Genomic DNA, 23,979 nt, shown 5'->3' on the forward strand with positions numbered 1-23,979 from the left:
TCACGCCCCCAATTTAGTTAATGTGTTTACTACTACGGACACGCACTTCTAGGGAGGCCGGTCATGGCGTTCTATCGGCACGTGGGCAACATTCCGCCCAAGCGGCACACGCAGCACCGTGACGACAACGGTCAGCTCTACTTCGAGGAGTTGATGGGAGAAGAGGGCTTCTCCTCCGACTCCTCGCTGCTTTACCACCGCCACATCCCGTCGGCGATCGTCGACGCCACGGTGTGGGAGCTGCCCGACCAGAGCACCACCCCCAATCACCCGCTCAAGCCGCGCCACCTGAAGTTGCACGACCTCTTCCCGGAGACGGTCTGGGCCGACACGGACGTGGTCACCGGACGCCGGCTGATCCTCGGCAACGCCGACGTCCGCATCTCCTACGTGGTCGCCGCCAAGGAGTCGCCGCTGTACCGCAACGCGATCGGCGACGAGATGGTGTACGTCGAATCCGGTGCCGCCATCGTCGAAACCGTGTTCGGTGCGCTCGAGGCGAAGCAGGGCGACTACGTCCTGATTCCGATGTCGACCACGCACCGCTGGATCCCGCAGGGCCCGGAACCGTTGCGCGCCTACGCAATGGAGGCCAACAGCCACATCGTCCCGCCGAAGCGGTACCTGTCGCGGTTCGGTCAGCTGCTCGAGAACGCACCCTACTGCGAGCGCGATCTGCACGGACCGTCCGACACACTGCAGGCCGAGGGCACGGACGTCGAGGTGCTCGTCAAGCACCGGACGTCGCACGGGATCGTCGGCACGCGAATGGTGTACCCGCAGCATCCCTTCGACGTCGTGGGCTGGGACGGGTGCCTGTACCCGTACACGTTCAACATTTCCGACTACGAACCGATCACCGGGCGCGTGCACCAGCCGCCGCCGGCGCATCAGGCATTCGAGGGCAACAACTTCGTCATCTGCAACTTCGTGCCCCGCAAGGTCGACTACCACCCGCTGTCGATTCCGGTGCCGTACTACCACTCGAACGTCGACTCCGACGAGATCATGTTCTACGTCGGCGGCGACTACGAGGCGCGCAAGGGTTCCGGCATCGGGCAGGGCTCCATCTCGATCCACCCCGGCGGCCACGCGCACGGACCGCAGCCGGGCGCGTACGAACGCAGCATCGGGGCCGAGTTCTTCGACGAACTCGCCGTCATGGTCGACACGTTCCGTCCGCTCGAACTCGGCGAGGGCGCACTGGCCTGCGAGGACTCGGGCTACGCGTGGACCTGGGCAGGACGGGGGCCGAAGCAGTGATCCCCGCTCTCTTCTCCGGTCTCTGCGACGACGCCGCCCTGTTTCCACCCGGAAACGCGCCGCTACCCGACGCTCTGCCCGCGCACACCAGGTATCTGTCGGCGCCGTACGGGGATCTCGTCGGCCCCTTCGTGTTCCCCGTCGCACGACTGGACGAACTGTCAGCCGGCGCGATCGAGTTGAGTCTGACGCTGCCCGGTGGCCCGGCCACTCTCGAACCCGCACTCGACCGCCTCGCGCAGATCGACGGTGCCACCGCCGTCGCGCTCGAGATCGCGCCGCCCGCCGAACAGACGGCCGCGGAGTTCTTCGCCGCATTGGACGCCGCGGCGGAGCTGACCTCCGGCTGTGAGGTGTTCGTCGAGGTTCCGCGCGGCGAGCGCCGGGCCGACTTCCTCGCCGCACTCGTCGGAGGCCCGTTCGCGGCGAAGTTCCGCACGGGAGGCGTTGTCGCCGAGGCCTACCCGGACGAGAGGGAACTCGCGTCCGCTGTGCGCGCCGCCGTCACGACAGGTGTCCCGTTCAAGGCCACGGCCGGACTGCACCACGCCGTCCGCAACACCGATCCGCGCACCGGTTTCGAGCAGCACGGTTTCCTCAACGTGCTTCTCGCCACCCGGCACGCACTCGACGGCGCCGACACCGACCGGGTGGCCGCGACCCTCGCCGAACGTGACAGCACCCGGATCGCCCGCGAACTGAGCGACCTCCCCGCCGACGTCGTCGGCGCCGTCCGCACCGCCTTCCGATCCTTCGGCACGTGCAGCATCCTCGAGCCCCTCGAGGATCTCGTCGCACTGCACCTCGTGCCGTTGTCCGCCCTCGCCGATGAACACGCTTCCGCCGATGAAGGAGCCCACGCATGACCGTCCTCGACATTCCCGCCGATTCGCTGTTCGGGTTGGAGAACCTGCCGTACGGTGTGTTCTCGACCGCGGACTCGGCCCCCCGGGTCGGTGTGCGGGTGGGAGATTCCGTGGTGGATCTCGCCGTCACCCTGGGTGACGACGTCTTCGCGCAGCCCACCCTCAACGCGTTCATGGCGCAGGGCCCGGCCCGCTGGAGCGAGGTTCGCCGGCAGGTCACCGAACTCGTCCAGGGCGACGTCGCCGACACCGCGGTGTTCGCGGTTGAGGACGTGACGATGCACCTGCCGGTGGCCATCGCGGACTACGTCGACTTCTACGCGTCCGAGAATCACGCCACCAACCTCGGACGACTGTTCCGCCCCGACTCCGAGCCGCTGATGCCCAACTGGAAGCACCTGCCGGTCGGATACCACGGGCGGTCGAGCACCGTCATCGTGTCGGGCACCGATGTGGTCCGGCCGTGCGGGCAGCGCAAGGCCCCGAATCAGGACGCGCCCGACTTCGGGCCGTCCCGCCGCCTCGACATCGAGGCCGAGATGGGCTTCCTCGTCGGCGTCCCGACGAAGCTGGGGGAGACCATCACGCCGGATCGATTCGCGGACCACGTGTTCGGCGCGGTCGTCGTGAACGACTGGTCCGCCCGCGACATCCAGGCCTGGGAGTACGTTCCGCTCGGCCCGTTCCTCGGGAAGAGTTTCGCGACGTCCATCTCCCCGTGGGTGGTGCCGCTGGCGGCCCTCGAGGCGGCCCGCATCGACACCCCGACGCAGGATCCGCAGCCGCTGCTGTACCTGCGCGGCGAGGAGAAGTGGGGTCTGGACATCGACCTGGCCGTCGAGTGGAACGGGCACGTCGTGTCGCGGCCGCCGTACGCACAGATGTACTGGTCGCCGGCGCAGATGCTCGCGCACACCACGGTCAACGGCGCCGCCGCCAGCACGGGCGACCTGTTCGCATCGGGCACCATCTCCGGACCCGAGAAGGACCAGCGCGGAGCGTTCATCGAACTGACGTGGGGTGGTCAGGATCCGGTCGTCGTGGGGGACCAGAAGCGCACGTTCCTCGAGGACGGCGACGAGATCGCCATCTCCGCCACCGCACCGGGCCCCAACGGCACCCGCATCGGCTTCGGTGAGGTGCGGGCCCGCATTGCTCCACCCGTGAGTACTTCTTAACCGCGGGCGGTTAAGAAGTACTCACGGGTGGTAGGCAGTAGTCATGACCGAGAACTTCGTCGAGACCACTGCCTTGCCGGACACCGGCGTCGCGTTCCTCACCCTGAACCGCCCCGAACAGCGCAATCCGCTGTCGTCCGAGGCCATGCGGGACGTCACCGCAGCGCTTCGGAAGCTGGGCGACGACGACACCACCCGCGTCGTCGTCATCAGGGCTGCAGGACCGGTGTTCTCCGCGGGTCACGACCTGAAGGAGATGATCGGCCGCACACTCGAGGACGAGCAGGCCATCTTCGACACCTGCGTCGAGATGATGCAGGCCGTGCAGGAGATTCCGCAGCCGGTCATCGCGTCCGTGCAGGGTGCGGCGGTCGCGGCGGGCTGTCAGCTCGCCGCGTCGTGCGACCTCGTGGTGGCGTCGTCGAACGCCGTGTTCGGGACACCCGGAGTGAAGATCGGCCTGTTCTGCTCCACCCCGATGGTGGCGCTCAGCCGCGCGATCGGACGCAAGCGCGCCCTGCAGATGCTGCTCACCGGCGAAACGATCGATGCCGAGACCGCGGCGGACTGGGGCCTGGTGAACCTGGTGGTCGCACCGGAGGACCTCGACGCGCAGACCCGGGCGCTCGCCGCGAAGATCACGAAGGCCAGCCCGCTCACCGTGAAGATCGGCAAGCAGGCGTTCTACCGCCAGATCGACCTTCCCCAGGGCGAGGCGTACCAGGCGATGGCCGAGACGATGGCGACCAACGCCGTCACCTGCGACGCCCAGGAGGGCATGCAGGCGTTCGTCGAGAAGCGCACCCCGCAGTGGCAGGGCAAATAGCCCTCCGCGACAGGCCCTGCCTGCATTGCGCGGTGTAGCGAACCGGCGAAAGATCAGGGGTGCAGTGGCTGCGGCCGCGGGCCGTCGGCGCCCGCCGACGGTGGACCGCGACAGGCCGGCCACCGAGAATGTTCTCACTGCGGGCGACGGTCCCGCGGGAGGTGACATCGATGTTCATCCAAATCATTCAAGGAAAGGTGTCGGACGAGGCCGGCCTCGTCCGGTGCATGGACCGCTGGACCGAGGACGTGCGTCCGGGGGCGACGGGCTTCCTCGGATGCACCCAGGGATTGTGCGACGACGGAACGTTCATCGCGCTGGCGCGATTCGAATCGGCAGAGGCTGCCCGGCTCAACAGTGAGCGCCCCGAGCAGGGCGCCTGGTGGGCGGAGACCGAGCGGTGCTTCGACGGCCCGGTGTCCTTCATGGACTGCCCCGAGGTGGCCGAGTGGATGGGTGGCGGTTCGGACGACGCGACGTTCGTGCAGGTCATGGAGGGCCACACGACGGACGCGCACCGGATGCGGGAGTTGCTGGACGAGTCCGCCGACCGGGTGCACGAGCTGCGACCGGAGATCCTCGGTGGAACGCTGTGCACCTACGGCGACGGCGGGTACGTCGAGGCGGTGTACTTCACGTCCGAAGCGGAGGCCCGTTCCCACGAGAAGTTGGAGATACCGGACGACCTGAGGTCGTTGTTCGAGGAGGAGGGCCGGCTGACCGACGACGTGACGTACTACGACATGCATTCGCCGATGCTGGTGTCGGCTGGGAGGTAGCCCGAAACCTCTGGCAAGGTAGTTGGACGTCCTATAACCTTCGTGCATGAGTCTGGATGCGCGCACCGATACCGTCGACGGAGTGCTGCGGCGCTCGGCCGCCAAGTTCCCCGACCGCAGGGCGCTGACGTTCGAGGACCGCACGTGGACGTACCGGGAACTCGACGACGCGGTCAGCCGCGCCGCCGCCTACCTGCAGTCGCTGGGACTGTCGGCCGGTGAGCGCGTCGCCGCGTACGGCACCAACTCGGACGCGTACACGATCGGGTTCCTGGCCTGCGCGCGTGCGGGTCTCGTGCACGTCCCCGTCAACTATGCGCTCAAGGGCGAAGAGCTGACCTACCTGGTGTCGCAGTCCGGGAGCACCGCGGTGCTGGTCGATCCGGCGCTGCGGGGCACCCTCGACTCGATCCGGGACGGGCTGGACCTGCGTCACGTGGTGCCGTTGCGTGACGCCGAGGATTCCCTGCTCGCCCACAGCGGCTCCGGCGACGTGCCCGCCGTGGAAGTGCCGGTCGCGTCCACCGACCTGGCGCAACTGCTGTACACGTCGGGGACGACGTCGAAGCCGAAGGGCGCCATGATGACTCACGGCGGACTCGTGCACGAGTATGTGTCCTCCGTGATCGCTCTCGCGCTGGACGAGCGTGACAATCCGCTGATCTGCATGCCGCTGTACCACTCGGCGGGCATGCACGTGTTCATGATGCCGTACCTGTCGGTGGGTGCCTCGGTGAATCTGATGCAGACCCCCGATATTCCGGAGATCCTGCGGCGCATCGAGGCCGATCACATCGGCTCGCTGTTCCTCGCGCCGACCGTGTGGGTGCCGCTCGCCGGACATCCGGATCTGGCGACCCGCGACCTGTCGTCGCTGAAGAAGGCGCAGTACGGCGCGTCGATCATGCCGGTGACGGTGCTGAACCGGCTGCGCGAACGCTACCCCGACCTCGGCTTCTACAACTGCTTCGGACAATCCGAGATCGGGCCGCTCGCCACCGTGCTGCAGCCCGCCGAGCACGAGGAGAGGCCGTCGTCGTGCGGCAAGGCCGTGTTCTTCGTCGAGACCCGGGTGGTGGATCCGGACGGCAACGACGTTCCGGACGGCACGCCGGGCGAGGTGCTCTACCGTTCGCCCCAGCTGTGCCTGGGGTACTGGGACAACCCCGACGCCACCGCGGAGGCGTTCCGCGACGGCTGGTTCCATTCGGGTGATCTGGTGACGCGAGACGCCGAGGGGTACATCACCGTCGTCGACCGCATCAAGGACGTCATCAACACCGGCGGCATCCTGGTGGCGTCGCGCGAGGTCGAGGACGCCGTCTACACGCACCCGGACGTGGCCGAGGTCGCGGTCATCGGGACGCCGGACGACAAGTGGATCGAGGCGATCACTGCGGTGGTGGTGCTGCGGGAGGACGCGTCCGGCGTGACCCCGGACGGGTTGATCGCCCACGTCAAGGAGCGCATCGCGCCGTTCAAGGTGCCCAAGCAGGTGGTGTTCGTGGATGAGTTGCCCCGCAACCAGAGCGGAAAGCTGCTCAAGCGGGAACTGCGGGCGACACTCTGACTACATTCCGGTCGACGCCCTCTCGATCAGCTCGACCGGAAGCTTCACCGATTCCACGTCGTTGCCGGCGATGAGCGACAGGAGATGACGCACCCCCGTCGCGCCGATCAGGCGGGCGGGTGACCGGACGGTCGTCAGCGGCACCGGCAGCTGGGCGACCACCGGAATGTCGTTGTACCCGACGAGCGCGAGGTCGTCGGGGATCCGCAGCCCGAGGTCGCGGGCGACGCCGAGGACGCCGATCGCGATTGTGTCGCTGACGGTGAAGATCGCCTCGGGGCGCGAATCCGACTCGAGGAGAACGGTGGCGGCGGCGACACCGCCGGACACGTCGAAGTCGGAGCGGACGACGCGCTCCGGTCCCAGTTCGATGCCGTTCTCGGCCAGCGCGTCCCGGAATCCGGCGAGCCGATCGCGGGAGGTGCTCGCGTGGTCGGGGCCGGCGATGGCGGCGATCTCGGTGAAACCGCGGTCGAGGAGATGGCGTCCGGCGAGGTAGCCGCCCCGGTGGTCGTCGCCGGACACGAACGGCAGACCTACGTCGGCGTGCCGATTGAGCTGCAGCATCGGCAGTGCCCCCACCGACAGCGAGTCGACGAACTCGCGGCCGGGACTGTGCAGGCTGCTGAGCAGCAGGCCGTCGACCTGCCTGCTGACGAGGAACTCGATGGCGCGGCGCTGGGCGTCGAGGTCGTCGGGTGGGCTCGACAGCAGCACGGAGTAGCCGGCCTGCGTGGCTGTCTCCTCGATGCCCTGGAACATCGTCGCGACCACCCCGTCGGTGAGTCGTGGCATGACGACGCCGAGGGTGGTGGTCTTTCGGGTGCGCAGGCTCGCAGCCCACAGGTTGGGCTGGTAGCCGAGTTCCACCGCCACCTCGCGGACCCGCAGTGCGGCGTCGGACCAGCCGTCGGCGGGCTCGGGTTGCCGGAGCACCCGCGACGCCGTCGACACGTGGACGCCGGCACGTTCGGCGATCTCGCGGAGGGTCGGCGGACGCCCGGACGTGCGGGTCGGGCGATCCGGCAGGTTCACGGGCAATCCTCGCGCTCGGGGTCGGGGACCCGGCGGCCTCGTGGTTGACGTCCGCCGGAACGCGACTTAGTCTACGTGACGAAATTATTCGTGCAATCGTTCTCGCGAACGTTTGCACACCAGCCCCACCGGCCCCGTGGAGGAACACATGTCCGACTCGCAGACCCTGTCCCAGCTGTTCGCCCTCGACTCGCTGCTCGACACCGAGGAGATCGCGATCCGCGACACCGTGCGCCGATTCGCGGACGAGAAGATCCGGCCCCACATCGGCGAATGGTTCGAAGCGGCGGCGCTGCCCGTGCGTGAACTGGCGGAAGGGCTGGGCGAACTCGGCGTGCTCGGTATGCACCTCGAGGGATACGGCTGCGCCGGAATGAGCGCCACCGCCTACGGCCTGGCCTGCCTGGAACTCGAGGCCGTCGACTCCGGAATCCGCAGCCTCGTGTCCGTGCAGGGCTCGCTGGCCATGTACGCGATCCACCACTACGGCAGCGAGGACCAGAAGCAGGAATGGCTGCCGCGCATGGCCGCGGGCAAGGCGATCGGCTGCTTCGGGCTGACCGAACCCGACTTCGGCTCCAACCCCGCAGGCATGCGCACCAACGCCAAGCGGGACGGTGACGACTGGATCCTCAACGGCACCAAGATGTGGATCACCAACGGGTCCGTCGCCGACGTCGCCGTCGTGTGGGCGCGCACCGACGACGGCATCCGCGGATTCGTCGTGCCCACCGACACCCCCGGCTTCTCCGCGCCCGAGATCAAGCACAAGATGTCGCTGCGCGCGTCCGTCACCTCGGAACTCGTGCTCGAGGACGTCCGGCTGCCCGAATCCGCGATGCTGCCCGAGGCCAAGGGGCTGTCCGGCCCACTGGGCTGCCTCAACGAGGCCCGCTTCGGCATCATCTTCGGTGCGATGGGCGCCGCCCGCGACTGCCTCGAGTCCGCGATCTCCTACGCTCAGGACCGTCAGGTGTTCGACAAGTCGCTCGCCGCCTACCAGATCACTCAGGTGAAGATCGCCGACATGGCCCTCGAGGTCGGCAAGGGACACCTGCTGGCCTACCACCTCGGACGTCTGAAGGATCGCGGCGAGGCCCGCCCCGAGCAGGTCAGCACGGGCAAGCTGAACAACGTCCGCGAGGCCATCGCCATCGCCCGCGAGTGCCGGACCATTCTCGGAGCCAACGGAATCACGTTGGAGTACCCCGTGATCCGTCACGCCAACAACCTCGAGTCGGTGCTGACCTACGAGGGAACGTCCGAGGTGCACCAGCTGGTGATCGGCCGTGCGCTGACGGGCGAGGCAGCGTTCCGGTGAGAAGTGCATCCCTGGACGGCCTGCTGATCGCCGACTTCGGTCGGGTGCTCGCCGGGCCGTACGCCACGATGCTGCTCGCCGATCTCGGCGCCGAGGTCGTGAAGATCGAGCGCGCCGGCGTCGGCGACGACACCCGGCAATGGGGTCCGCCGTGGGTGGGCGACGAGTCCACCTACTTCCAGTCCGTCAACCGCAACAAGCGGTCCTTCGCGTGGGACCTGCGCGACCCCGTCGACCTGGAACAGGCGAGGGAACTGGCCGCGCGGGCCGACGTGGTGGTGGAGAACTTCCTGCCCGGCACGATGGACCGGCTCGGGCTCGGCTACGACGCCGTGCGGGAGATCAATCCCGACGTCGTCTACTGCTCCGTGACCGGGTTCGGCGGCCAGAACAACCTCCCCGGATACGACCTGCTCATCCAGGCCGTCGGCGGGTTGATGAGCATCACCGGACCCGAACCCGGCGTTCCGACGAAGGTCGGGGTGGCCGTCGTCGACATCATCACCGGACTGCACGCCGCGGTCGGGATCCTGGCGGCGCTGCGGCACCGCGACCGGAGCGGGGAGGGGCAGCGGGTCGAGGTGAATCTGCTGTCGTCGCTGCTGTCCGCCCTCGCGAACCAGACGTCGGGGTATGTGGGCGCCGGTGTCGTCCCGCAGGCGATGGGAAACCGGCACCCCAGCATCGCGCCGTACGAGGTGTTCGAGACCGGCGACCGTCCGCTGGTACTCGCGGTGGGGAACAACCGTCAGTTCGCCTCTCTCGTCGAGGTTCTCGGTGTTCCTGAACTCGCCGACGACGAGCGGTACGCGACCAACACGCAACGGGTGGCGCACCGCGAGCAACTGGTCCGGGACATCACCGCGGCGCTGTCCGCGGGCTCGGCGGACGAGTGGTTCGAGAAGCTGACCGACGAGGGCGTCCCGTGCGGGCCGCTCAACGACATCGCCGACGCGGTGGCGCTCGCCGAGCGGCTCGGGCTGAACCCGGTGGTCGAGATCGACGACCCGCGCAGGGACCGGCCGGTGCGGCAGGTGGCGAACCCGATCCGGCTCAGCGCCACCCCGGCGAGCTATCGCAGCGCGCCGCCGCGGCTGGGCGAGGACACCCCAGCCGTGAGTACTTGTTAACCGCCCGCGGTTAACAAGTACTCACGGGGGCTCTTTCCTAAGGGAGTGTTAGGAAGGCTCCGCGGCCCTTCCGTATCGATGTGACGTGACCCACTGTGGTGTGAACGCAGAGATCCAGGGCATCGAGAGGAGTCCCGCGTGAGCATCACATCGACGGGTGAGCGCCGAGTCATCGGCAATGTTTTGAAGGGTTCGGTCGGCAACCTGATCGAATGGTACGACTGGTACGTCTACGCGGCGTTCAGCGTGTACTTCGCGAAGGAGTTCTTCCCCGAGGGCGACACCACCGCGCAGTTGCTGTCCACGGCAGCCGTTTTCGCGGTCGGGTTCCTCATGCGGCCGATCGGCGGCTGGATCATGGGACGGTACGCGGACCGCCGCGGTCGCCGATCGGCGCTCACTTTGTCGGTGACGGTGATGGCGGCGGGTTCGCTCGTCATCGCCGTCACGCCGTCCTATGCGAGCATCGGGATCGTGGCGCCGGTGCTGCTGGTGATCGCCCGGATGCTGCAGGGACTGTCGGTCGGCGGCGAGTACGCCACCAGCGCCACGTACCTGGCCGAGGTCGCTTCGCCGGGCAGGCGCGGGTTCTACTCGAGCTTCCAGTACGTCACGCTCGTCGCCGGGCAGCTGATCGCACTGGGTGTGCAGATCATTCTGCAGCTGACACTGCCGGCGGAGGCCATGCAGTCGTGGGGCTGGCGGATCCCGTTCCTGATCGGCGCCGCCGGTGCCGTCGCGGTGATGTGGCTCCGTCGCACGATGGACGAGTCGGAGGCGTTCACCGAAGAGGTGGAGGCCAAGCGCGAAGACGACGCGACGGCGAGTGGGCCGAAGGAGGGTTCGCTGCGGATGCTGCTGCAGTACCCCCGCGAGTGCCTGCTGGTCTGCGCCCTGACGCTCGGTGGTTGCGTGGCGTTCTACACGTACACCACGTACATGCAGAAGTACATGATCAACACGTCCGGCATCTCCAAGGACACGGTGGCGTGGATCAACTTCGCGGCCCTGCTGGTGTTCATCGTGTTGCAGCCGATCGGCGGCGCACTGTCCGACCGCATCGGCCGCCGGAAGCTGCTCATCTTCTTCGGGGTGGGCGGAACCATCCTCACCGTGCCGCTGATGACGGTGCTCGGGAAGACGACGAATCCGCTGGTCGCGTTCGCGCTGATGATGCTGGGACTGATCGTCGTCACCGGATACACGTCGGTGAACGCGATCGTGAAGACGGAGCTGTTCCCGACCAAGGTCCGTGCGCTCGGTGTCGGGTTGCCGTACGCCCTCACGTTGGCGATCTTCGGTGGAACCGTCGAGACCGTCGCCCTCGCCCTGAAGCGGGCAGGCCACGAATCGCTATTCTTCTACTACGTGACGGGGTGCATCGCCATCTCGCTCGTCGTCTACGTCTTCATGCGTGAGACTTCGAACGGTTCGCCCCTCGACCGGACGTCCAGCCGGGCGGACACCCCGGACGACGACGTCGAGCTGGTCGACTCGCGGAGCTGATCGAAGGGAAGTGACGTGCAGATCGCGGTGGTCGAGGACGACGACGGAGTCGGCGACGCACTCGTGGAGGCGCTGGGAACCCACGGCCACGAGGCGGTGCGCATGCGCCGCGGTTCCGATCTCCTTCTCGGCCATCGCGGTATGGACGCGGTGATCCTCGACCTCGGTCTCCCCGACGCGGACGGCCTGCAGGTGCTCCGGCAGCTGCGGGCCGTCAGCGACGTTCCGGTGGTGATCCTCACGGCCCGCGACGACGAACGGTCGGTGGTGCGGGGGCTACGCGGCGGGGCGGACGACTACCTCGTCAAGCCGGCGCGGCTCGCGGAATTGCTTGCGCGGCTCGACGTCGTGACCCAGCGCAGGCGCGCGACCGGACGTTCGGCAGAGCAGACGGTCACCGAGGGCGACGTGGTGGTCGATCTGGCGGCACGCGAGGTGGAGGTCGGCGGCGCTCCGGTTGCGTTGACAGCCAAGGAGTTCGAGCTTCTCGAGGTACTGGTCACCCGTCCCGGCGCCGCGGTGAGCCGTCAGCAGTTGATGGACGCGGTGTGGGGCGACGCGTACGTGGCCATCTCCCGCACCCTCGACGTGCACATGACGGGGCTGCGCGCGAAACTGGGCCGCCCCGGCCTCATCTCGACCATCCGCGGGTACGGCTACCGCTGGGGCACGTGACGTGCGCCGCCGTGTGCTCGCCGTCCTGCTGGTGTTCGCGGCCGTCGCGGTGGTGGCCTTCGCGGTCCCGCTGGCGCTGGCCACCAGTGCCGGACGGACCCAGGCCCTGCGGCTGAGCCGGGAGGCGGACGCGACGCATTTCGCGAGCCTCGCCGGGCAGACCCAGGCCCCCGGAAGTACCACGCTGCTGCGCGAGGAGGTGGCCCGCTACCACGAGTTGTACGGCGAGGGCGTCCTCATCGTCGACGCCAGGGGAAACGTCCGCGCCGGGGCGGGACTGTCGCCGGACGACTCCGACGTCGCCGCGGCGATCACGGCGGGACTGCGCAACCAGAAGCAGGGGATCAGCGGTTCGCTGACCCCGTGGTCGGCGAACCGGGTGCTGTCGGCCGTGCCCGTCGGCACCGGGGCGCAGGTGGACGGCGCCGTCGTCCTGCACGTGTCCACCCGCGCCGCACGGGAATCCATCCGGACGTCGTGGCTGGTGATCGTCGCGGGGGCGCTCGGCGCGCTGGCGGCGGTCACGGCCGTCGCGATCGCGCTGTCCCGGTGGACCGTTCGCCCGCTCGGGGCGCTCACCGCCAGGGTCGGCGCCCTCACCGAGGCGGTCCCGTCCCCGCGCCCGCGGACGGGTCGCAACTCCGGGCGGCCGCCCGGTCGATACAGCGGACCGCCGGAGGTGCAGGAACTCGCAAAGGCGTTCGACACCATGTCGGGCGCCGTCCAGGCGTCCGGGCAGGCGCAGCGCCAGCTGATCGCCGACACCGCCCATCAACTCCGAAACCCCCTCGCGGCCCTGCACATCCGGCTCGACTCTCTCGGCCCGCACGTCGCCGAGGCCGGCGCCGAAACCTACCGCCGGACGGGGATGGAGGTCGATCGGCTCGGCGGAATCCTGGACGGACTGCTCGCGCTCGCCGTCGCCGAATCACCCGCCGACGCCGGCGAGGACGAGTCCGCGCGCGGCGGGTGCGACGTCGGTGCCGTCGTCGCGGACCGTGCCGACGCCTGGACGGAGGCTCTCGGGGAATCGGGGATGGCCCTCGTGTTCCGGCCGCCGGCCGAACCGCTGGTCGCGGACTTTCGGGACAGTCACCTGTCCCAGGTCCTGGACGTCCTGCTCAGCAACGCGCACGCGTACGCCGGCCGCGGGGCGACGGTCCGGATCGACACGGGACGGTCCGCCGCCGGAATCGAGATCCGGGTCAGCGACGACGGGGTCGGGGTGAGCGAGGACGAGATCGGCAAACTGTCTGCGCGGTTCTTCCGCGGGTCCGGGGCGGCGCAGCAGGGCACCGGGCTCGGACTGTCCATCGCGACCGCACTGGTCGAGGGCGCCGGTGGGGCTCTGACGGTCGTCGCGGAACGGCCACACGGGCTCCGGGTGACGCTGGCACTCCCGGCGGTGGCACCGTGATCACGCGACGAACACTGCTGCGCGGCGTCCTCGCGGCGGGTGCGACCGCGGCCACGGGTGCGGTTCTCGCCGCGTGCTCGGACAGCGGTACCGATCCGCTGCGACTTGCCGCGGGTGAGGAGGGCGGATTCTTCTGGGAGTTCGCCCAGTTGACGGCCGCGGCCGCGGAACGTGCCGCACTGCCGGTGCGGATCGTCCCGGTCCGGACCGCGGGGTCGATGGAGAATCTGGCGGCGCTGGCGTCCGGGGACGCGGAACTGGCGTTGAGCCTCGCCGATGCCGCCGTGTCGGCGATGGAGGCCGGCGCCGCATTCACCGCCCTCGGCAAGGTGTACGAGAACTACATGCAGCTCGCGGTGCGCGCCGATTCCGGGATCACGGGCACCGCGCAGCTGCGGGGAACCCGAATCAGTCTGGGCGCCACAGGCTCCGGCGCGGAACTGACGGGCGAACGCATCCTCGATGTCCTGGGCCTGGCGGGCCGGGGAGACGTGACGCGACTGCACCTGTCGATGACCGATGCGGGGCAGGCGCTGCGCGACGGCACCGTCGACGCGGTGCTGTGGGCGGGCGGGGTGCCGACACCGTCGTTCGCGGATCTCGGGATCCCGCTGCGACTGCTCGACCTGTCCGCCGAACTGGAACTACTGCGGGTGCGGTTCGGCCCACGCTACGAGCCGGTGCTGATTCCGCCCGGCACGTACGGACAGCAGACGTCGGTCGCGACGATCGGTCTCGCGAACCTGCTGCTCGCCGACCCCGCCGTGTCCGACGGCGCCGCGGGCGCGATCGTCGAGGTGCTCATCGACCACGCCGCGGAACTGGTGCCGGATCAGGCGACCGGCAGCCAGTTCCTGGACCGTCAGTCGTTGATCGTCACCGCAGGTGTGCCGCTGCACCCCGGAGCGGCCGCCGCGTACCGGAGACACCACGGCTGAGCCGGTCTCTACTGCACCTGGGCGACGACGAAGATGCGCCGGAACGGGAAGAACGTGCTCCCGTCCGGTCGCCGGGGATACGCATCGTCGAGGAGCGGGACGAGTTCCTCGCGGAAGCGGTCCCAGTCCGGCGCCGAGAGGGCATCCTTGACCGGTCGGAGCGCCGTTCCGGTGATCCACTCCAGCACCGGGTTCTCCCCGGTCAACTGCTGGACGTACGTGGTCTCCCAGGCGTCGACGGCGCACCCGGCGTCCGCGAGCAGGCCCGCGTACCCGACGGGATCGTCGACGACGTTGTCCGCCCGGAACGGCACGTCCGTCAACCACCGGGACCACCGCTCGGTCCCGGCGAGGTCCCGGACGATCGCGTGCGAGGGCGCGTCGAAGTTGCCGGGGACCTGCACCGCGATCCACGCCCCCGACGGCAGTTGTGCCGGCCAGTGGCGCAGCAACTCCCGGTGTTCGGGCACCCATTGCAGGGCGGCGTTGGAGACGACGACGTCGGTGTCGGGCTGTGGCGTCCAGTCGCGGACGTCCAGCCGGGCGGCGTCGAGGCCGCGGTCACGCGCGGCCCGGACCATCTCGGGTGAGCTGTCGGACGCCTCCAGGACGGCGTCCGGCCACCGCTGGGCGAGGCTGACGGTCAGGTTCCCCGGGCCGCAGCCGAGGTCGACCACGCGGCGGGGTGACCGCGCGTCGACACGCGACAGCAACTCGTAGAACGGGCGCCCCCGATGGTCCGCGAAGGCGAGGTACTTGTCCGGATCCCATATGTCGTCCACGCCTTCAAACAGTACGCCCATACTGTTGGTGTGTGGGGTCAGAGGCCGAGATCCTTCGCGATGATCGTCTTCATGACCTCGCTCGTCCCGCCGTAGATGCGGGACACGCGGGTGTCCGCGTACAGGCGCGCGATGGGGTATTCGAGGACGTAGCCGTAACCGCCGTGCAGTTGCAGGCACTTGTCGATGACCCGGCCCGCGGCCTCGGTGCAGAACAGTTTCGCCTTCGCGGCGTCGGCGACCGTCAGTTCGCCCGCGTCGTGCAGTTCGAGTGCGCGGTCGGCCATCAGCTGGATCGCCTCGACCTCGGTGGCGCACTCGGCGAGCACGAACTTGGTGTTCTGAAACGCCGCGACGGGCTTGCCGAACACCTTGCGTTCCTTGACGTACGCGATCGCGTGCTGCAACGCCGCGGCCGCGGTCGCCGACCCGCCGAGCGCGATGGACAGACGTTCCTGCGCGAGGTTGTGGGTGAGGTAGCTGAAACCGGCCCCCTCGTCGCCGAGGCGGTCCGCCACCGGCACCTGCACGTCGGTGAAGGACAGTTCGGCGGTGTCCGACGCCTTCAGGCCGATCTTCTCGATCTTGCGGCCCACCGCGAAACCCTCGGACGTGGTGTCGACGACGAGAATGGTGAGACCGGCCCGGCGGTCCTCCGGAGTGCTGGGCGCAGTGCGGCACACCACGAGGATCCGGTCGGCGAGCGCGCCACCGGTGATGAACGTCTTCGCGCCGTTGAGAACGTAGTGCGACCCGTCCGCCGACAGTTTCGCCGACGTCGCGATGTTCGCGAGGTCGGAACCGGTGCCCGGCTCGGTCATCGCGATCGCGAACATGATGTCGCCGGACGCGAATCCGGGGAGCCACCGCTGCTTCTGCTCGTCGCTGGCGTACTCGAGCAGGTACGGCAGGATCAGATTGGTGTGCACGGAGTAACTGCCGAACGTGACGCCGGCGGCCGCCGTCTCCTCGCCGACCACCGCGGCGAACTTGAAACTCTTCTCACCGCCTCCGCCGAACTCCTCCGGCACCTGGATGCCCAGCACGCCGAGTTCACCGAGGCGGCGGTAGAAGTCGCGCGGCGGATGCCCTTCGCCCTCCCAGTCGTGGTGGACGGGCGCGACTTCCTTGGCGATGAAGTCGCGGATCGTCTTCCGGAACGCGTCGTGATCTTCGTTGAACACCGTACGCTGCACGGGTTTTCTCCTTCGGATTACAGTGCGTAACTGCGCAGTACGCCCTTGCTGATGATCATTTTCTGAATCTCGCTGGTGCCCTCGCCGATGAGGAGGAACGGTGCCTCGCGCATCAGGCGCTCGATCTCGTATTCCTTCGAGTAGCCGTAGCCGCCGTGGATGCGGAAGCTGGCCTGGGTCACCTCGGAGCAGTACTCGCTGGTGAGGTACTTGGCCATGCCCGCGGCGACGTCGTTGCGTTCCCCGGAGTCCTTCAGGCGGGCCGCGTTCACCATCATCAGATGCGCGGCTTCCACTTTCGTCGCCATCTCGGCGAGGCTGAAGGCGACCGCCTGATGCTCCGCGATCGGTGTGCCGAACGTGCTGCGTTGCTGTGCGTATCGGGCGGCGAGCTCGAACGCCCGGATCGCGACCCCGCACGCGCGGGCGGAGACGTTGACCCGGCCGACCTCGACGCCGTCCATCATCTGCGAGAACCCGCGGCCCGGGGTTCCGCCGAGGACGTCGCCGGCGGCCGCGCGATAGTTGTCGAACAGCAACTCGGTGGTGTCGATGCCCTTGTAGCCCATCTTGTCGATCTTCCCCGGGACGGTGAGCCCGGGGAGGACCTCACCGAAACCGGCGGGCTTCTCGATCAGGAAGGTGGTCAGGTTGGCGTGCGGCTTCGCGGCGCCCTCCTCGGTGCGCACCAGCGCGGCGACGAGCGTCGAGCTGCCGCCGTTGGTGAGCCACATCTTCTGGCCGTTGATCACGTAGTCGCCGTCGGCGTTGCGCTTGGCCTTGGTGCGGATCGCGGCGACGTCGGAACCCAGCTCGGGCTCGGACATCGAGAACGCGCCGCGCACCTCACCGGTCGCCATCCGCGGCAGGTAATGGTTCTTCTGGGCGTCGGTGCCGTGCTGACGGATCATGTACGCGACGATGAAGTGGGTGTTGATCACACCGGACACGCTCATCCAGCCGCGGGCGAGCTCCTCGACGCACAATGCGTACGTGAGCAGGGATTCGCCCAGCCCGCCGTACTCCTCGGGGATCATCAGCCCGAACAGGCCCATGTCGCGCATCTTGTCGACGATGGCCTGGGGGTAGGTGTCGGAGTGCTCGAGTTCCTGTGCGGCCGGGATGATGTCGCGATCGACGAAAGTGCGTACGGTGTCGACGATCTCGGTCTGGAACTCGGTCAGATCGAGAGTGTGGGCGAGGCGGCTCATGGAATTCAGAATGCCCGATCCGCGGGGGCCCGGCTAGGGGCGTTCGGGCTATCTGTCGGATAGCGCAGTCCAATGCACCCGCACCTCGGCGACTCATAGGCAGACGTAGCCGGTGCCTTCGCCGAGTACGTATTGATCGACGGCTTCCCGGTCCGTTCAATGAATCGAGATACTGTGACCCACGCCACCACATTCTTCGAAGGGATCACCACGTGACCCGCTCCACTGCCACCCTCGACCGGACCGTCGCCATCGGTTCCGAGTCCCGCAGCCGCGCTTGGGGCCTGACCGCGCTCCTCGTGCTGCTCTACGTCGTCAACTACGCCGACAAGGCCGTCCTCGGCATCATCGCCCAGCCCCTCGCCCACGAACTGGGGCTGAGCGCCTCGCAGATCGGGCTGGTGGGCAGCCTCTTCTTCCTGACCTTCACCGTCGGCGGCTTCTTCGCCGGCGCGCTGAACCGCTGGATGTCGCTGCGATGGGCGCTGCTGCTGCTCGCGATCGCCTGGTCCGTCGCAATTCTTCCGCTCGTGGTCGTCGCGAGTTTCGGGGTGCTGCTGGTCAGTCGCCTGCTGCTCGGGCTCGCGGAAGGTCCGAGCTCCGCGCTGCTCCACACGGGTGCGTACTCGTGGCACGCACCCGCCAAGCGCGGACTGCCGAGCGCGCTGCTCGCCGGTGCCGCATCGATCGCGAAGATCGCCGTCGCGCCTGCTCTCGCGTTCGTGACCGTCACGTTCGGGTGGCGCTACGCGCTGGTCGCACTGGCCGCCATCGGAGTTCTGTGGTGCGTCGTCTGGCTGACCGTCTGGAGCGAAGGCCCGTACATCCGCAGCGGCAAGGGCGCCGATTCGGCGGCCGCCGGTGACGCGGGCGAACCGGCGGTGCCGTGGGGCCGCATCTTCCGGACCCGCACGTTCATCTTCGGCGCGCTTCTCGTCATGAGCGTGTACGCACTGGTCGCCGTGGTTCTGACGTGGCTGCCGTCGTACTTCGAGGTGGGCCTCGGGTACAGCCGCCTCCAGGCCGGCTCCATGTTCGCGTTCCCGAGCATCGCCGGGCTGATCCTGATGCTGTTGTCGTCCGTGATCGGCGACCGCCTGCTCGCGCGCGGCTCGACGTCCCGCGTGGTCCGTGTCGTCGTCCCCGCCGTCGGGGTGCTGATCTGCGGTGCGATCCTGCTGGCCCTCCCGTCGATCACCGCACCCGCGGTAGCCGTCCTCGTCGTTTCCGTCGGCTACGGCTTCGCGGCGTCGGTGTTCCCGCTGCTCAACGCGGCGATCTCGGAGATCTGCCCGCCCCGCCAGACCGCCGGCACGCTGGGCGTCTTCCTCGCCGTCATGGCGATCGGCGGTCTCGTCGCCCCCTACGCGACGGGTCTGATCGTCGACGCGGCCGCCTCGCCCGCCGAAGGGTACGCCACCGCGTTCCAGGCCCTCGGACTCGTCGCCGCCGTGTGCGCCGTCGGGGCGCTGCTCTTCGCGAACCCCGAGCGCGACAAGAAACTGGTCCGGGGCGACGCTGCGGGCATAGGCACGAACTAACGCTGCGATCGGCCGAAAGTCGTTGTGCTGACGACTTCGCCCGTGATTGATTCGAGTCACCCCCTCAGATCGAAGGAACACACCATGCGCGATGCAGTGATCGTCGACGCCGTCCGCACGCCCATCGGGCGGCGTGGCGGTTCCCTGTCCGGAATCCACCCCGCAAATCTGTCGGCGCACGTCCTCGAGGCCCTCGCGGCGCGCACCGGACTCTCCCCGGATCAGGTCGGCGACGTCGTCTGGGGCTGCGTCAGCCAGGTGGGGGAGCAGGCGGGCAACGTCGCCCGCACCGCCGTGCTCGCCGCCGGCTGGCCCGAATCGGTGCCGGGCACCACCCTCACCCGGGCGTGCGGATCGAGCCAGCAGGCCGTGAGCTTCGCCGCCGCCACGGTCATCGCAGGCCACGAGGACATCGTCGTCGCCGGTGGTGTGGAGTCGATGAGCCGGGTTCCCATGGGCAGCGCCAGCACGAACGGCGAACACTTCCCGGCGGCCGTCCTCGACCGGTACGGCGTCGGCGGGTTCAGCCAGGGCACCGGCGCCGAGATGATGGCCGAGAAGTGGGGGCTGTCCCGTCAGGCGCTCGACGAGTACGCGCTGCGATCGCACGCACTCGCGGCCGACGCCGCGGACCGGGGCGCATTCGACGGGCAACTCGCACCGCTCTCCGACGTCCTCGCAGGCGACGAGGGGATCCGCCGCGGCGGATCCCTCGAATCGCTCGGCAAGCTGAAGACCGTCTTCAAGGAGGACGGCGTGATCCACGCCGGCAACTCCTCGCAGATCTCCGACGGCGCCGGTGCGCTGCTCGTCACGACGAGCGAGAAGGCCGCCCAACTGGGCCTGACCCCGATGGCCCGCATCCACACGTGCGCCGTCGCGGGCGACGACCCGGTGATCATGCTGACCGGACCCATCGCCGCGACGGAGAAGGCACTGTCCCGCTCGGGACTGAAGATCGACGACATCGGCGCATTCGAGGTGAACGAGGCGTTCGCTCCCGTCCCGATGGCGTGGCAGGCGGAGACCGGCGCCGCAACCGACCGGCTGAACCCGCTCGGCGGCGCCATCGCGGTCGGGCACCCGCTCGGCGGTTCCGGGGCGATCCTCATGACCCGGCTCGTCCACCACATGCGGGACAACGGCATTCGGTACGGACTGCAGACGATGTGTGAGGCGGGTGGCCTCGCCAACGCCACCATTCTCGAACTTCTCTGATCCGGCAACATCTTTCGAAGGGAACACACGCACGATGGAACTCGAGGGAATTTCGACCGCGGTCACCGGCGGCGCGTCCGGTCTCGGTCTGGCGACGGCCCGCCGGCTCGTCGACGCGGGCGCTCAGGTCACGCTCATCGACCTGCCGAACTCCGATGGCGAGGCGGCCGCGAAGGAATTGGGCAGCGCCGCCCAGTTCGCCCCCGCCGACGTGACCGATTCCGAGCAGTTCGCGGCCGCACTCGACGTCGCCGACGACCGCGGCGGACTGCGCGGCCTCGTGCACTGCGCAGGCGCCGGACGCCGGATGCGCATCCTCGACTCCGACGGCAAGGCAGGCTCCGTCGAGGACTTCGAGTTCGTGATCCGGCTCAACCTCGTCGGCTCGTTCAACGCCCTGCGGCTCGGGGCGGAGCGGATGGCGCGCCAGGAGGAGATCGACGGCGAGCGCGGTGCGGTCGTGCTGACGGCGTCCGTCGCCGCATTCGAAGGCCAGATCGGCCAGATCAACTACACCGCATCGAAGGCAGGCATCGTGGGCATGACGGTCACCGCGGCCCGGGACCTCGCCAGCCGTAACATCCGGGTGTGCACCATCGCCCCGGGGATCATGGACACCCCACTCCTCGCCCGGCTGCGCGACGACGTGCGGGCGTCGCTGGAGAAGTCGGTGCCGAACCCGTCGCGTCTGGGCAAGCCGAGCGAGTTCGGACAGCTCGCCTGCCAGATCCTCGAGAACGGCTACCTCAACGGCGAGACCATCCGCCTGGACGGCGCCATCCGCATGGCACCTCGCTGACTAACTAAGGACCCAACGTGAATTCTGCTGCACCGGTATTGCATTACCCCGAACTGACGTTGGCGGCGTTCCCGTCCGGCATGGCGAACCTGTACGGCGACAAGGCCGCAGTGGTCGACGGCGACACGGTGTGCACCTACCGCGAGCTGGACCAGCGGTCGGGAGCGTTCGCCGCCGCGCTGCGGGACGCGGGAGTGACCGAACGCGACGTGGTGCTCCTGCACCTCGGCAACTGCATCGAATTCGTGGTGGCCTACTACGGCGCGCTTCGGGCCGGCGCGACCGTCACCCTGGTCAACCCGTTGCAGCCGGGCCCCGGCCTGCGCTCGCAGATCATCGACACGGGGGCGGTCGCCGCCGTCACCCAGCCCGGGCAACTGGACACCCTCACCGCGGCGGCGAGCGGCACCACCGTGCGCACCATCGTGGTGGCCGGCCTCCCCGCGGGCGTCGGTCGCGGCCAGTTCGGGTTCGACGAGTTCGTCCGCGGGTACGCCGCCGCACCGTTCACCCCGGCAGTGTCCGGGGACGACGTGGCCCACCTCGCGTACACCGGCGGCACCACCGGCTTGTCGAAGGGGGTGCGGGTGCTGCACCGCAACGTTCTCGCCAACGTCACCCAGATGATCGCCTGGCGGGCGGGTCACGAGGTCTGCGCCACCGACGTCGGCGGCATCGAACTGCGTCCCATCGAGAGTCTCGGCGACCGCGGGGTGGTGCCCGGCGCCGGCGCGACCGTCGTCGTGTCGCCGCTGTTCCACGCGCACGCGCTGATCAACATGTCGTTCCTGTTGCTGTGCGGGGCGACGCAGGTGTTCGCCGGACGCTTCGAGCCCGGGCGGATGCTGGAGTTGATCGAGACGCACCGCGCCACGTACATCACCGGGAGCCCGGCGATGTGGCACGCCGTCGCCACGCATCCCGACGCCGCGACCCGGGACACCGATTCGGTGCGGGTGGTCTCCTCGGGGGCCGCACCGATCGACCACGTGACCCTCGAGGCGCTGAGCCGGGCGTTCCCGTCGGCGAGCGTGGTCGAGGGGTACGGGCTGACGGAGGGAACCTGCCTGGTCGCCTCCGCACCGCTGACCGGCTCCGTCGCCTACAAACTCGGCAGCGTGGGGTTGCCGGTCTTCGACACCGAGGTGCAGATCCGCGCCCAGGACGATTCCGGTGCCGTACTGGAGGCCGGCGACCGCGGCAAGCTGTGGGTCCGCGGACCGCAGGTCACGGACGGCTACCTGAACCACCCGGAGATCACGGCGCAGCAGTTCGTCGACGGCTGGCTCGACACCGGCGACATCGCTTACCTCGACGAGGACGGGTACCTGTTCATCTGCGACCGCACCAAGGACATGCTGATCTACAAGGGCTACAACGTGTATCCGCGTGAGCTCGAGGAGATCCTCGTCTCGCACCCGGACGTGTCCTCCGCCGCCGTCGTCGGCAGGGAGGCAGGCAGCGTCGGCCAGGAGCCGGTGGCGTTCGTGGTGCCGATGCCCGGTGTGAGGATCGACGGGGACGCGGTGTCCGCGTTCGTCGCCGAGCGGGTGCTGCCGTACAAGAAGGTACGCGACGTCGTGGTGGTCGAGCAGTTGCCGACCTCCGCGGCCGGGAAGATCCTCAAGACGAAGCTGCGCGAGCAACTCGCGACCGCGGCGACGTAGCTCCCGCTGGGTGGACGCAACCCTGTGACGCGCTCCCTTCGTCCCCTACCGTCCTGGTAGCGGGAAGGAGGGAGCGCTGATGGTTTCGGCCGAGCCGATCGTGTACGTCGTCGACGAGATGGTGGTGTCGCCCGGTCGGGCGCGCGCTTTTCTCGACGCTTACCTGGAACGCTATGCGCCCGGCGCGATTGCGCGTGGCCTGACATTGGACCGCGTGCTCGTCTCCCCGCCGGTGTGGCTCGAGGACCAGTCCAACACCGTCAGTGTCAGCTGGACCGTGCGCGGCGCTCGCGCCTGGTGGCATCAGAGCCTTCTCGCGCGCCACGACGCGGAGGTGCTCGGCTGGTGGGAGGACGCCGACCAGCTTCTCACCACCCGGCGACGCACGGTGTCCTGCTCGCCCGCGGACGTGGAGGTCGCGACCGATGTTTAAGGTGACCAAGCTGATTCACCTCGGCGCGGACTCGGACGGCAGCGCCGCTGCGTCGGTGGCAGGCAGGCTGCAGGACGTCGCGGCCTCCCGGGCCCGGCGTGTCCTCGTGGCACCGACCCTGCCCGGCGGCATCGACGGCGGCGACGTGATCGCGCACCTTCACTTCGACGACGAATCCGACTGGCGCGCCGTCGAACCCGACATCGCCGCACAGCTGTCCGTCCCCGAGATCGGGCACGTCGACAGCGTCGGCTACACGGGCGTTCCCACTCCCGCCCCACGCGCTTTCGAGCCGGCCGTGTACCGGACGCTCCTCGTCTCGGTCGAAAATTCCGCCGACCCGGCGGTGGTGCAGCAGTTCGAATCCGAGACGCGGGCGATGTCGGACTACATCCGCACCATCGGGACCTCGCAGCTGAGCCGGGTGCACGAGTCGGCCGGCGCCGCGCGGTGGACCCACGTCTGGGAGCAGGAGTACGCCGACCTCGACGGACTGTCCGGGCCGTACATGACGCACCCACACCACTGGGCGCACATCGATCGGTGGTTCGATCCCGAACGCGGGCCGCGGATCGTCACCCGGCTGTGCCACAGCTTCTGCACGATCGACGGTGCGATCATCTAGCGG

The 23,979-nt window shown here is 68.8% G+C and carries 22 protein-coding genes; 18 read left to right on the forward strand and 4 right to left on the reverse strand.

From position 1 onward, the window contains the following. Window positions 1-63 precede the first annotated feature (63 nt). From CJ179_RS17915 to CJ179_RS17940, 6 genes are all read left to right on the forward strand, one after another. Window positions 64-1,263, forward strand: coding sequence for a homogentisate 1,2-dioxygenase (locus CJ179_RS17915; RefSeq protein WP_095862408.1), 1,200 nt, complete (start codon window positions 64-66; stop codon window positions 1,261-1,263). Beyond that, window positions 1,260-2,129, forward strand: a complete 870-nt coding sequence (locus tag CJ179_RS17920; RefSeq protein ID WP_095862409.1) for a hypothetical protein — start codon at window positions 1,260-1,262, stop codon at window positions 2,127-2,129. Before CJ179_RS17915 ends, CJ179_RS17920 begins: the two co-directional genes overlap by 4 nt. Continuing rightward, on the forward strand, window positions 2,126-3,307 hold the full coding sequence (fahA, locus tag CJ179_RS17925; RefSeq protein ID WP_095862410.1) for a fumarylacetoacetase: 1,182 nt from the start codon (window positions 2,126-2,128) through the stop codon (window positions 3,305-3,307). The genes CJ179_RS17920 and fahA overlap by 4 nt, the downstream gene beginning before the upstream one ends. Window positions 3,308-3,350: 43 nt before the next feature. Continuing rightward, window positions 3,351-4,133 carry an enoyl-CoA hydratase gene (locus CJ179_RS17930; protein ID WP_095862411.1) on the forward strand — a complete coding sequence of 261 codons (783 nt, stop codon included), beginning with the start codon at window positions 3,351-3,353 and terminating at the stop codon, window positions 4,131-4,133. Between the two features lie 170 nt (window positions 4,134-4,303). Further along, window positions 4,304-4,912 carry a hypothetical protein gene (locus tag CJ179_RS17935; RefSeq protein ID WP_072947808.1) on the forward strand — a complete coding sequence of 203 codons (609 nt, stop codon included), beginning with the start codon at window positions 4,304-4,306 and terminating at the stop codon, window positions 4,910-4,912. Window positions 4,913-4,958: 46 nt separating this feature from the next. Then, window positions 4,959-6,482, forward strand: a complete 1,524-nt coding sequence (locus tag CJ179_RS17940; RefSeq protein ID WP_095862412.1) for an acyl-CoA synthetase — start codon at window positions 4,959-4,961, stop codon at window positions 6,480-6,482. Here CJ179_RS17940 and CJ179_RS17945 read toward each other — a convergent pair whose 3' ends face one another. Beyond that, on the reverse strand, window positions 6,483-7,517 hold the full coding sequence (locus tag CJ179_RS17945) for a LacI family DNA-binding transcriptional regulator (protein ID WP_095862413.1): 1,035 nt from the start codon (window positions 7,515-7,517) through the stop codon (window positions 6,483-6,485). A 148-nt stretch (window positions 7,518-7,665) separates the two neighbouring features. Here CJ179_RS17945 and CJ179_RS17950 point away from each other — a divergent pair, with 148 nt between their 5' ends. From CJ179_RS17950 to CJ179_RS17975, 6 genes are all read left to right on the forward strand, one after another. After that, window positions 7,666-8,838, forward strand: coding sequence for an acyl-CoA dehydrogenase family protein (locus CJ179_RS17950; protein ID WP_095862414.1), 1,173 nt, complete (start codon window positions 7,666-7,668; stop codon window positions 8,836-8,838). After that, entirely contained in the window at window positions 8,835-9,968 is a 1,134-nt protein-coding gene (locus CJ179_RS17955; protein WP_095862415.1) for a CaiB/BaiF CoA-transferase family protein, read from the forward strand. The genes CJ179_RS17950 and CJ179_RS17955 overlap by 4 nt, the downstream gene beginning before the upstream one ends. 138 nt (window positions 9,969-10,106) lie before the next feature. Then, a complete protein-coding gene (locus tag CJ179_RS17960) occupies window positions 10,107-11,474 on the forward strand; it encodes an MFS transporter (protein WP_095862416.1) in 1,368 nt (455 codons plus the stop codon). A gap of 15 nt (window positions 11,475-11,489) precedes the next feature. Continuing rightward, window positions 11,490-12,149, forward strand: coding sequence for a response regulator transcription factor (locus tag CJ179_RS17965; protein WP_072947210.1), 660 nt, complete (start codon window positions 11,490-11,492; stop codon window positions 12,147-12,149). 1 nt (window position 12,150) lies between these two features. Further along, the gene (locus CJ179_RS17970) at window positions 12,151-13,566 is read left to right on the forward strand and encodes a HAMP domain-containing sensor histidine kinase (protein ID WP_095862417.1); all 1,416 of its coding nucleotides are present in this window, start codon (window positions 12,151-12,153) and stop codon (window positions 13,564-13,566) included. After that, window positions 13,563-14,504, forward strand: coding sequence for a TAXI family TRAP transporter solute-binding subunit (locus CJ179_RS17975; protein ID WP_095862418.1), 942 nt, complete (start codon window positions 13,563-13,565; stop codon window positions 14,502-14,504). The genes CJ179_RS17970 and CJ179_RS17975 overlap by 4 nt, the downstream gene beginning before the upstream one ends. 8 nt (window positions 14,505-14,512) lie before the next feature. On the opposite strand, the gene CJ179_RS17980 is transcribed toward CJ179_RS17975, so the two are convergent. From CJ179_RS17980 to CJ179_RS17990, 3 genes are read right to left on the reverse strand one after another with little or no spacing between them, the layout of a single operon-like run. Further along, on the reverse strand, window positions 14,513-15,277 hold the full coding sequence (locus CJ179_RS17980) for a trans-aconitate 2-methyltransferase (protein ID WP_095862730.1): 765 nt from the start codon (window positions 15,275-15,277) through the stop codon (window positions 14,513-14,515). Window positions 15,278-15,324: 47 nt separating this feature from the next. Next, window positions 15,325-16,482, reverse strand: coding sequence for an acyl-CoA dehydrogenase family protein (locus CJ179_RS17985; RefSeq protein WP_072947207.1), 1,158 nt, complete (start codon window positions 16,480-16,482; stop codon window positions 15,325-15,327). A gap of 17 nt (window positions 16,483-16,499) precedes the next feature. Next, complete coding sequence (locus CJ179_RS17990; protein WP_095862419.1) at window positions 16,500-17,693, reverse strand: acyl-CoA dehydrogenase family protein; 1,194 nt, start codon at window positions 17,691-17,693, stop codon at window positions 16,500-16,502. A 212-nt stretch (window positions 17,694-17,905) separates the two neighbouring features. Between CJ179_RS17990 and CJ179_RS18000 the strand changes: the two genes are divergently transcribed. From CJ179_RS18000 to CJ179_RS18025, 6 genes are all read left to right on the forward strand, one after another. Beyond that, entirely contained in the window at window positions 17,906-19,234 is a 1,329-nt protein-coding gene (locus CJ179_RS18000) for an MFS transporter (protein ID WP_072947205.1), read from the forward strand. An 84-nt stretch (window positions 19,235-19,318) separates the two neighbouring features. Next, entirely contained in the window at window positions 19,319-20,452 is a 1,134-nt protein-coding gene (locus CJ179_RS18005) for a thiolase family protein (RefSeq protein WP_095862420.1), read from the forward strand. Between the two features lie 34 nt (window positions 20,453-20,486). After that, on the forward strand, window positions 20,487-21,251 hold the full coding sequence (locus CJ179_RS18010; protein WP_095862421.1) for an SDR family NAD(P)-dependent oxidoreductase: 765 nt from the start codon (window positions 20,487-20,489) through the stop codon (window positions 21,249-21,251). Between the two features lie 17 nt (window positions 21,252-21,268). Continuing rightward, window positions 21,269-22,918, forward strand: coding sequence for a class I adenylate-forming enzyme family protein (locus CJ179_RS18015; protein WP_095862422.1), 1,650 nt, complete (start codon window positions 21,269-21,271; stop codon window positions 22,916-22,918). Window positions 22,919-22,997: 79 nt separating this feature from the next. Further along, window positions 22,998-23,351 carry a hypothetical protein gene (locus tag CJ179_RS18020; RefSeq protein WP_072947201.1) on the forward strand — a complete coding sequence of 118 codons (354 nt, stop codon included), beginning with the start codon at window positions 22,998-23,000 and terminating at the stop codon, window positions 23,349-23,351. Continuing rightward, entirely contained in the window at window positions 23,344-23,976 is a 633-nt protein-coding gene (locus CJ179_RS18025; protein WP_179377608.1) for a Dabb family protein, read from the forward strand. Before CJ179_RS18020 ends, CJ179_RS18025 begins: the two co-directional genes overlap by 8 nt. Window positions 23,977-23,979 lie beyond the last annotated feature (3 nt).

The organism is Rhodococcus sp. ACS1, assembly GCF_002300155.1.
Lineage (GTDB): Bacteria > Actinomycetota > Actinomycetes > Mycobacteriales > Mycobacteriaceae > Rhodococcus_F > Rhodococcus_F koreensis.

Excerpts from the sequence above, each read along its gene's own strand:
- CJ179_RS18010 (WP_095862421.1), top strand. The coding sequence starts at position 20,487 with ATGGAACTCGAGGGAATTTCGACCGCGGTCACCGGCGGCGCGTCCGGT.
- CJ179_RS18005 (WP_095862420.1), top strand. The coding sequence starts at position 19,319 with ATGCGCGATGCAGTGATCGTCGACGCCGTCCGCACGCCCATCGGGCGG.
- CJ179_RS18020 (WP_072947201.1), top strand. The coding sequence starts at position 22,998 with ATGGTTTCGGCCGAGCCGATCGTGTACGTCGTCGACGAGATGGTGGTG.
- CJ179_RS17990 (WP_095862419.1), bottom strand. The coding sequence starts at position 17,693 with ATGAGCCGCCTCGCCCACACTCTCGATCTGACCGAGTTCCAGACCGAG.
- CJ179_RS17915 (WP_095862408.1), top strand. The coding sequence starts at position 64 with ATGGCGTTCTATCGGCACGTGGGCAACATTCCGCCCAAGCGGCACACG.
- CJ179_RS17935 (WP_072947808.1), top strand. The coding sequence starts at position 4,304 with ATGTTCATCCAAATCATTCAAGGAAAGGTGTCGGACGAGGCCGGCCTC.
- CJ179_RS17930 (WP_095862411.1), top strand. The coding sequence starts at position 3,351 with ATGACCGAGAACTTCGTCGAGACCACTGCCTTGCCGGACACCGGCGTC.
- CJ179_RS17950 (WP_095862414.1), top strand. The coding sequence starts at position 7,666 with ATGTCCGACTCGCAGACCCTGTCCCAGCTGTTCGCCCTCGACTCGCTG.
- CJ179_RS17940 (WP_095862412.1), top strand. The coding sequence starts at position 4,959 with ATGAGTCTGGATGCGCGCACCGATACCGTCGACGGAGTGCTGCGGCGC.
- fahA (WP_095862410.1), top strand. The coding sequence starts at position 2,126 with ATGACCGTCCTCGACATTCCCGCCGATTCGCTGTTCGGGTTGGAGAAC.
- CJ179_RS18025 (WP_179377608.1), top strand. The coding sequence starts at position 23,344 with ATGTTTAAGGTGACCAAGCTGATTCACCTCGGCGCGGACTCGGACGGC.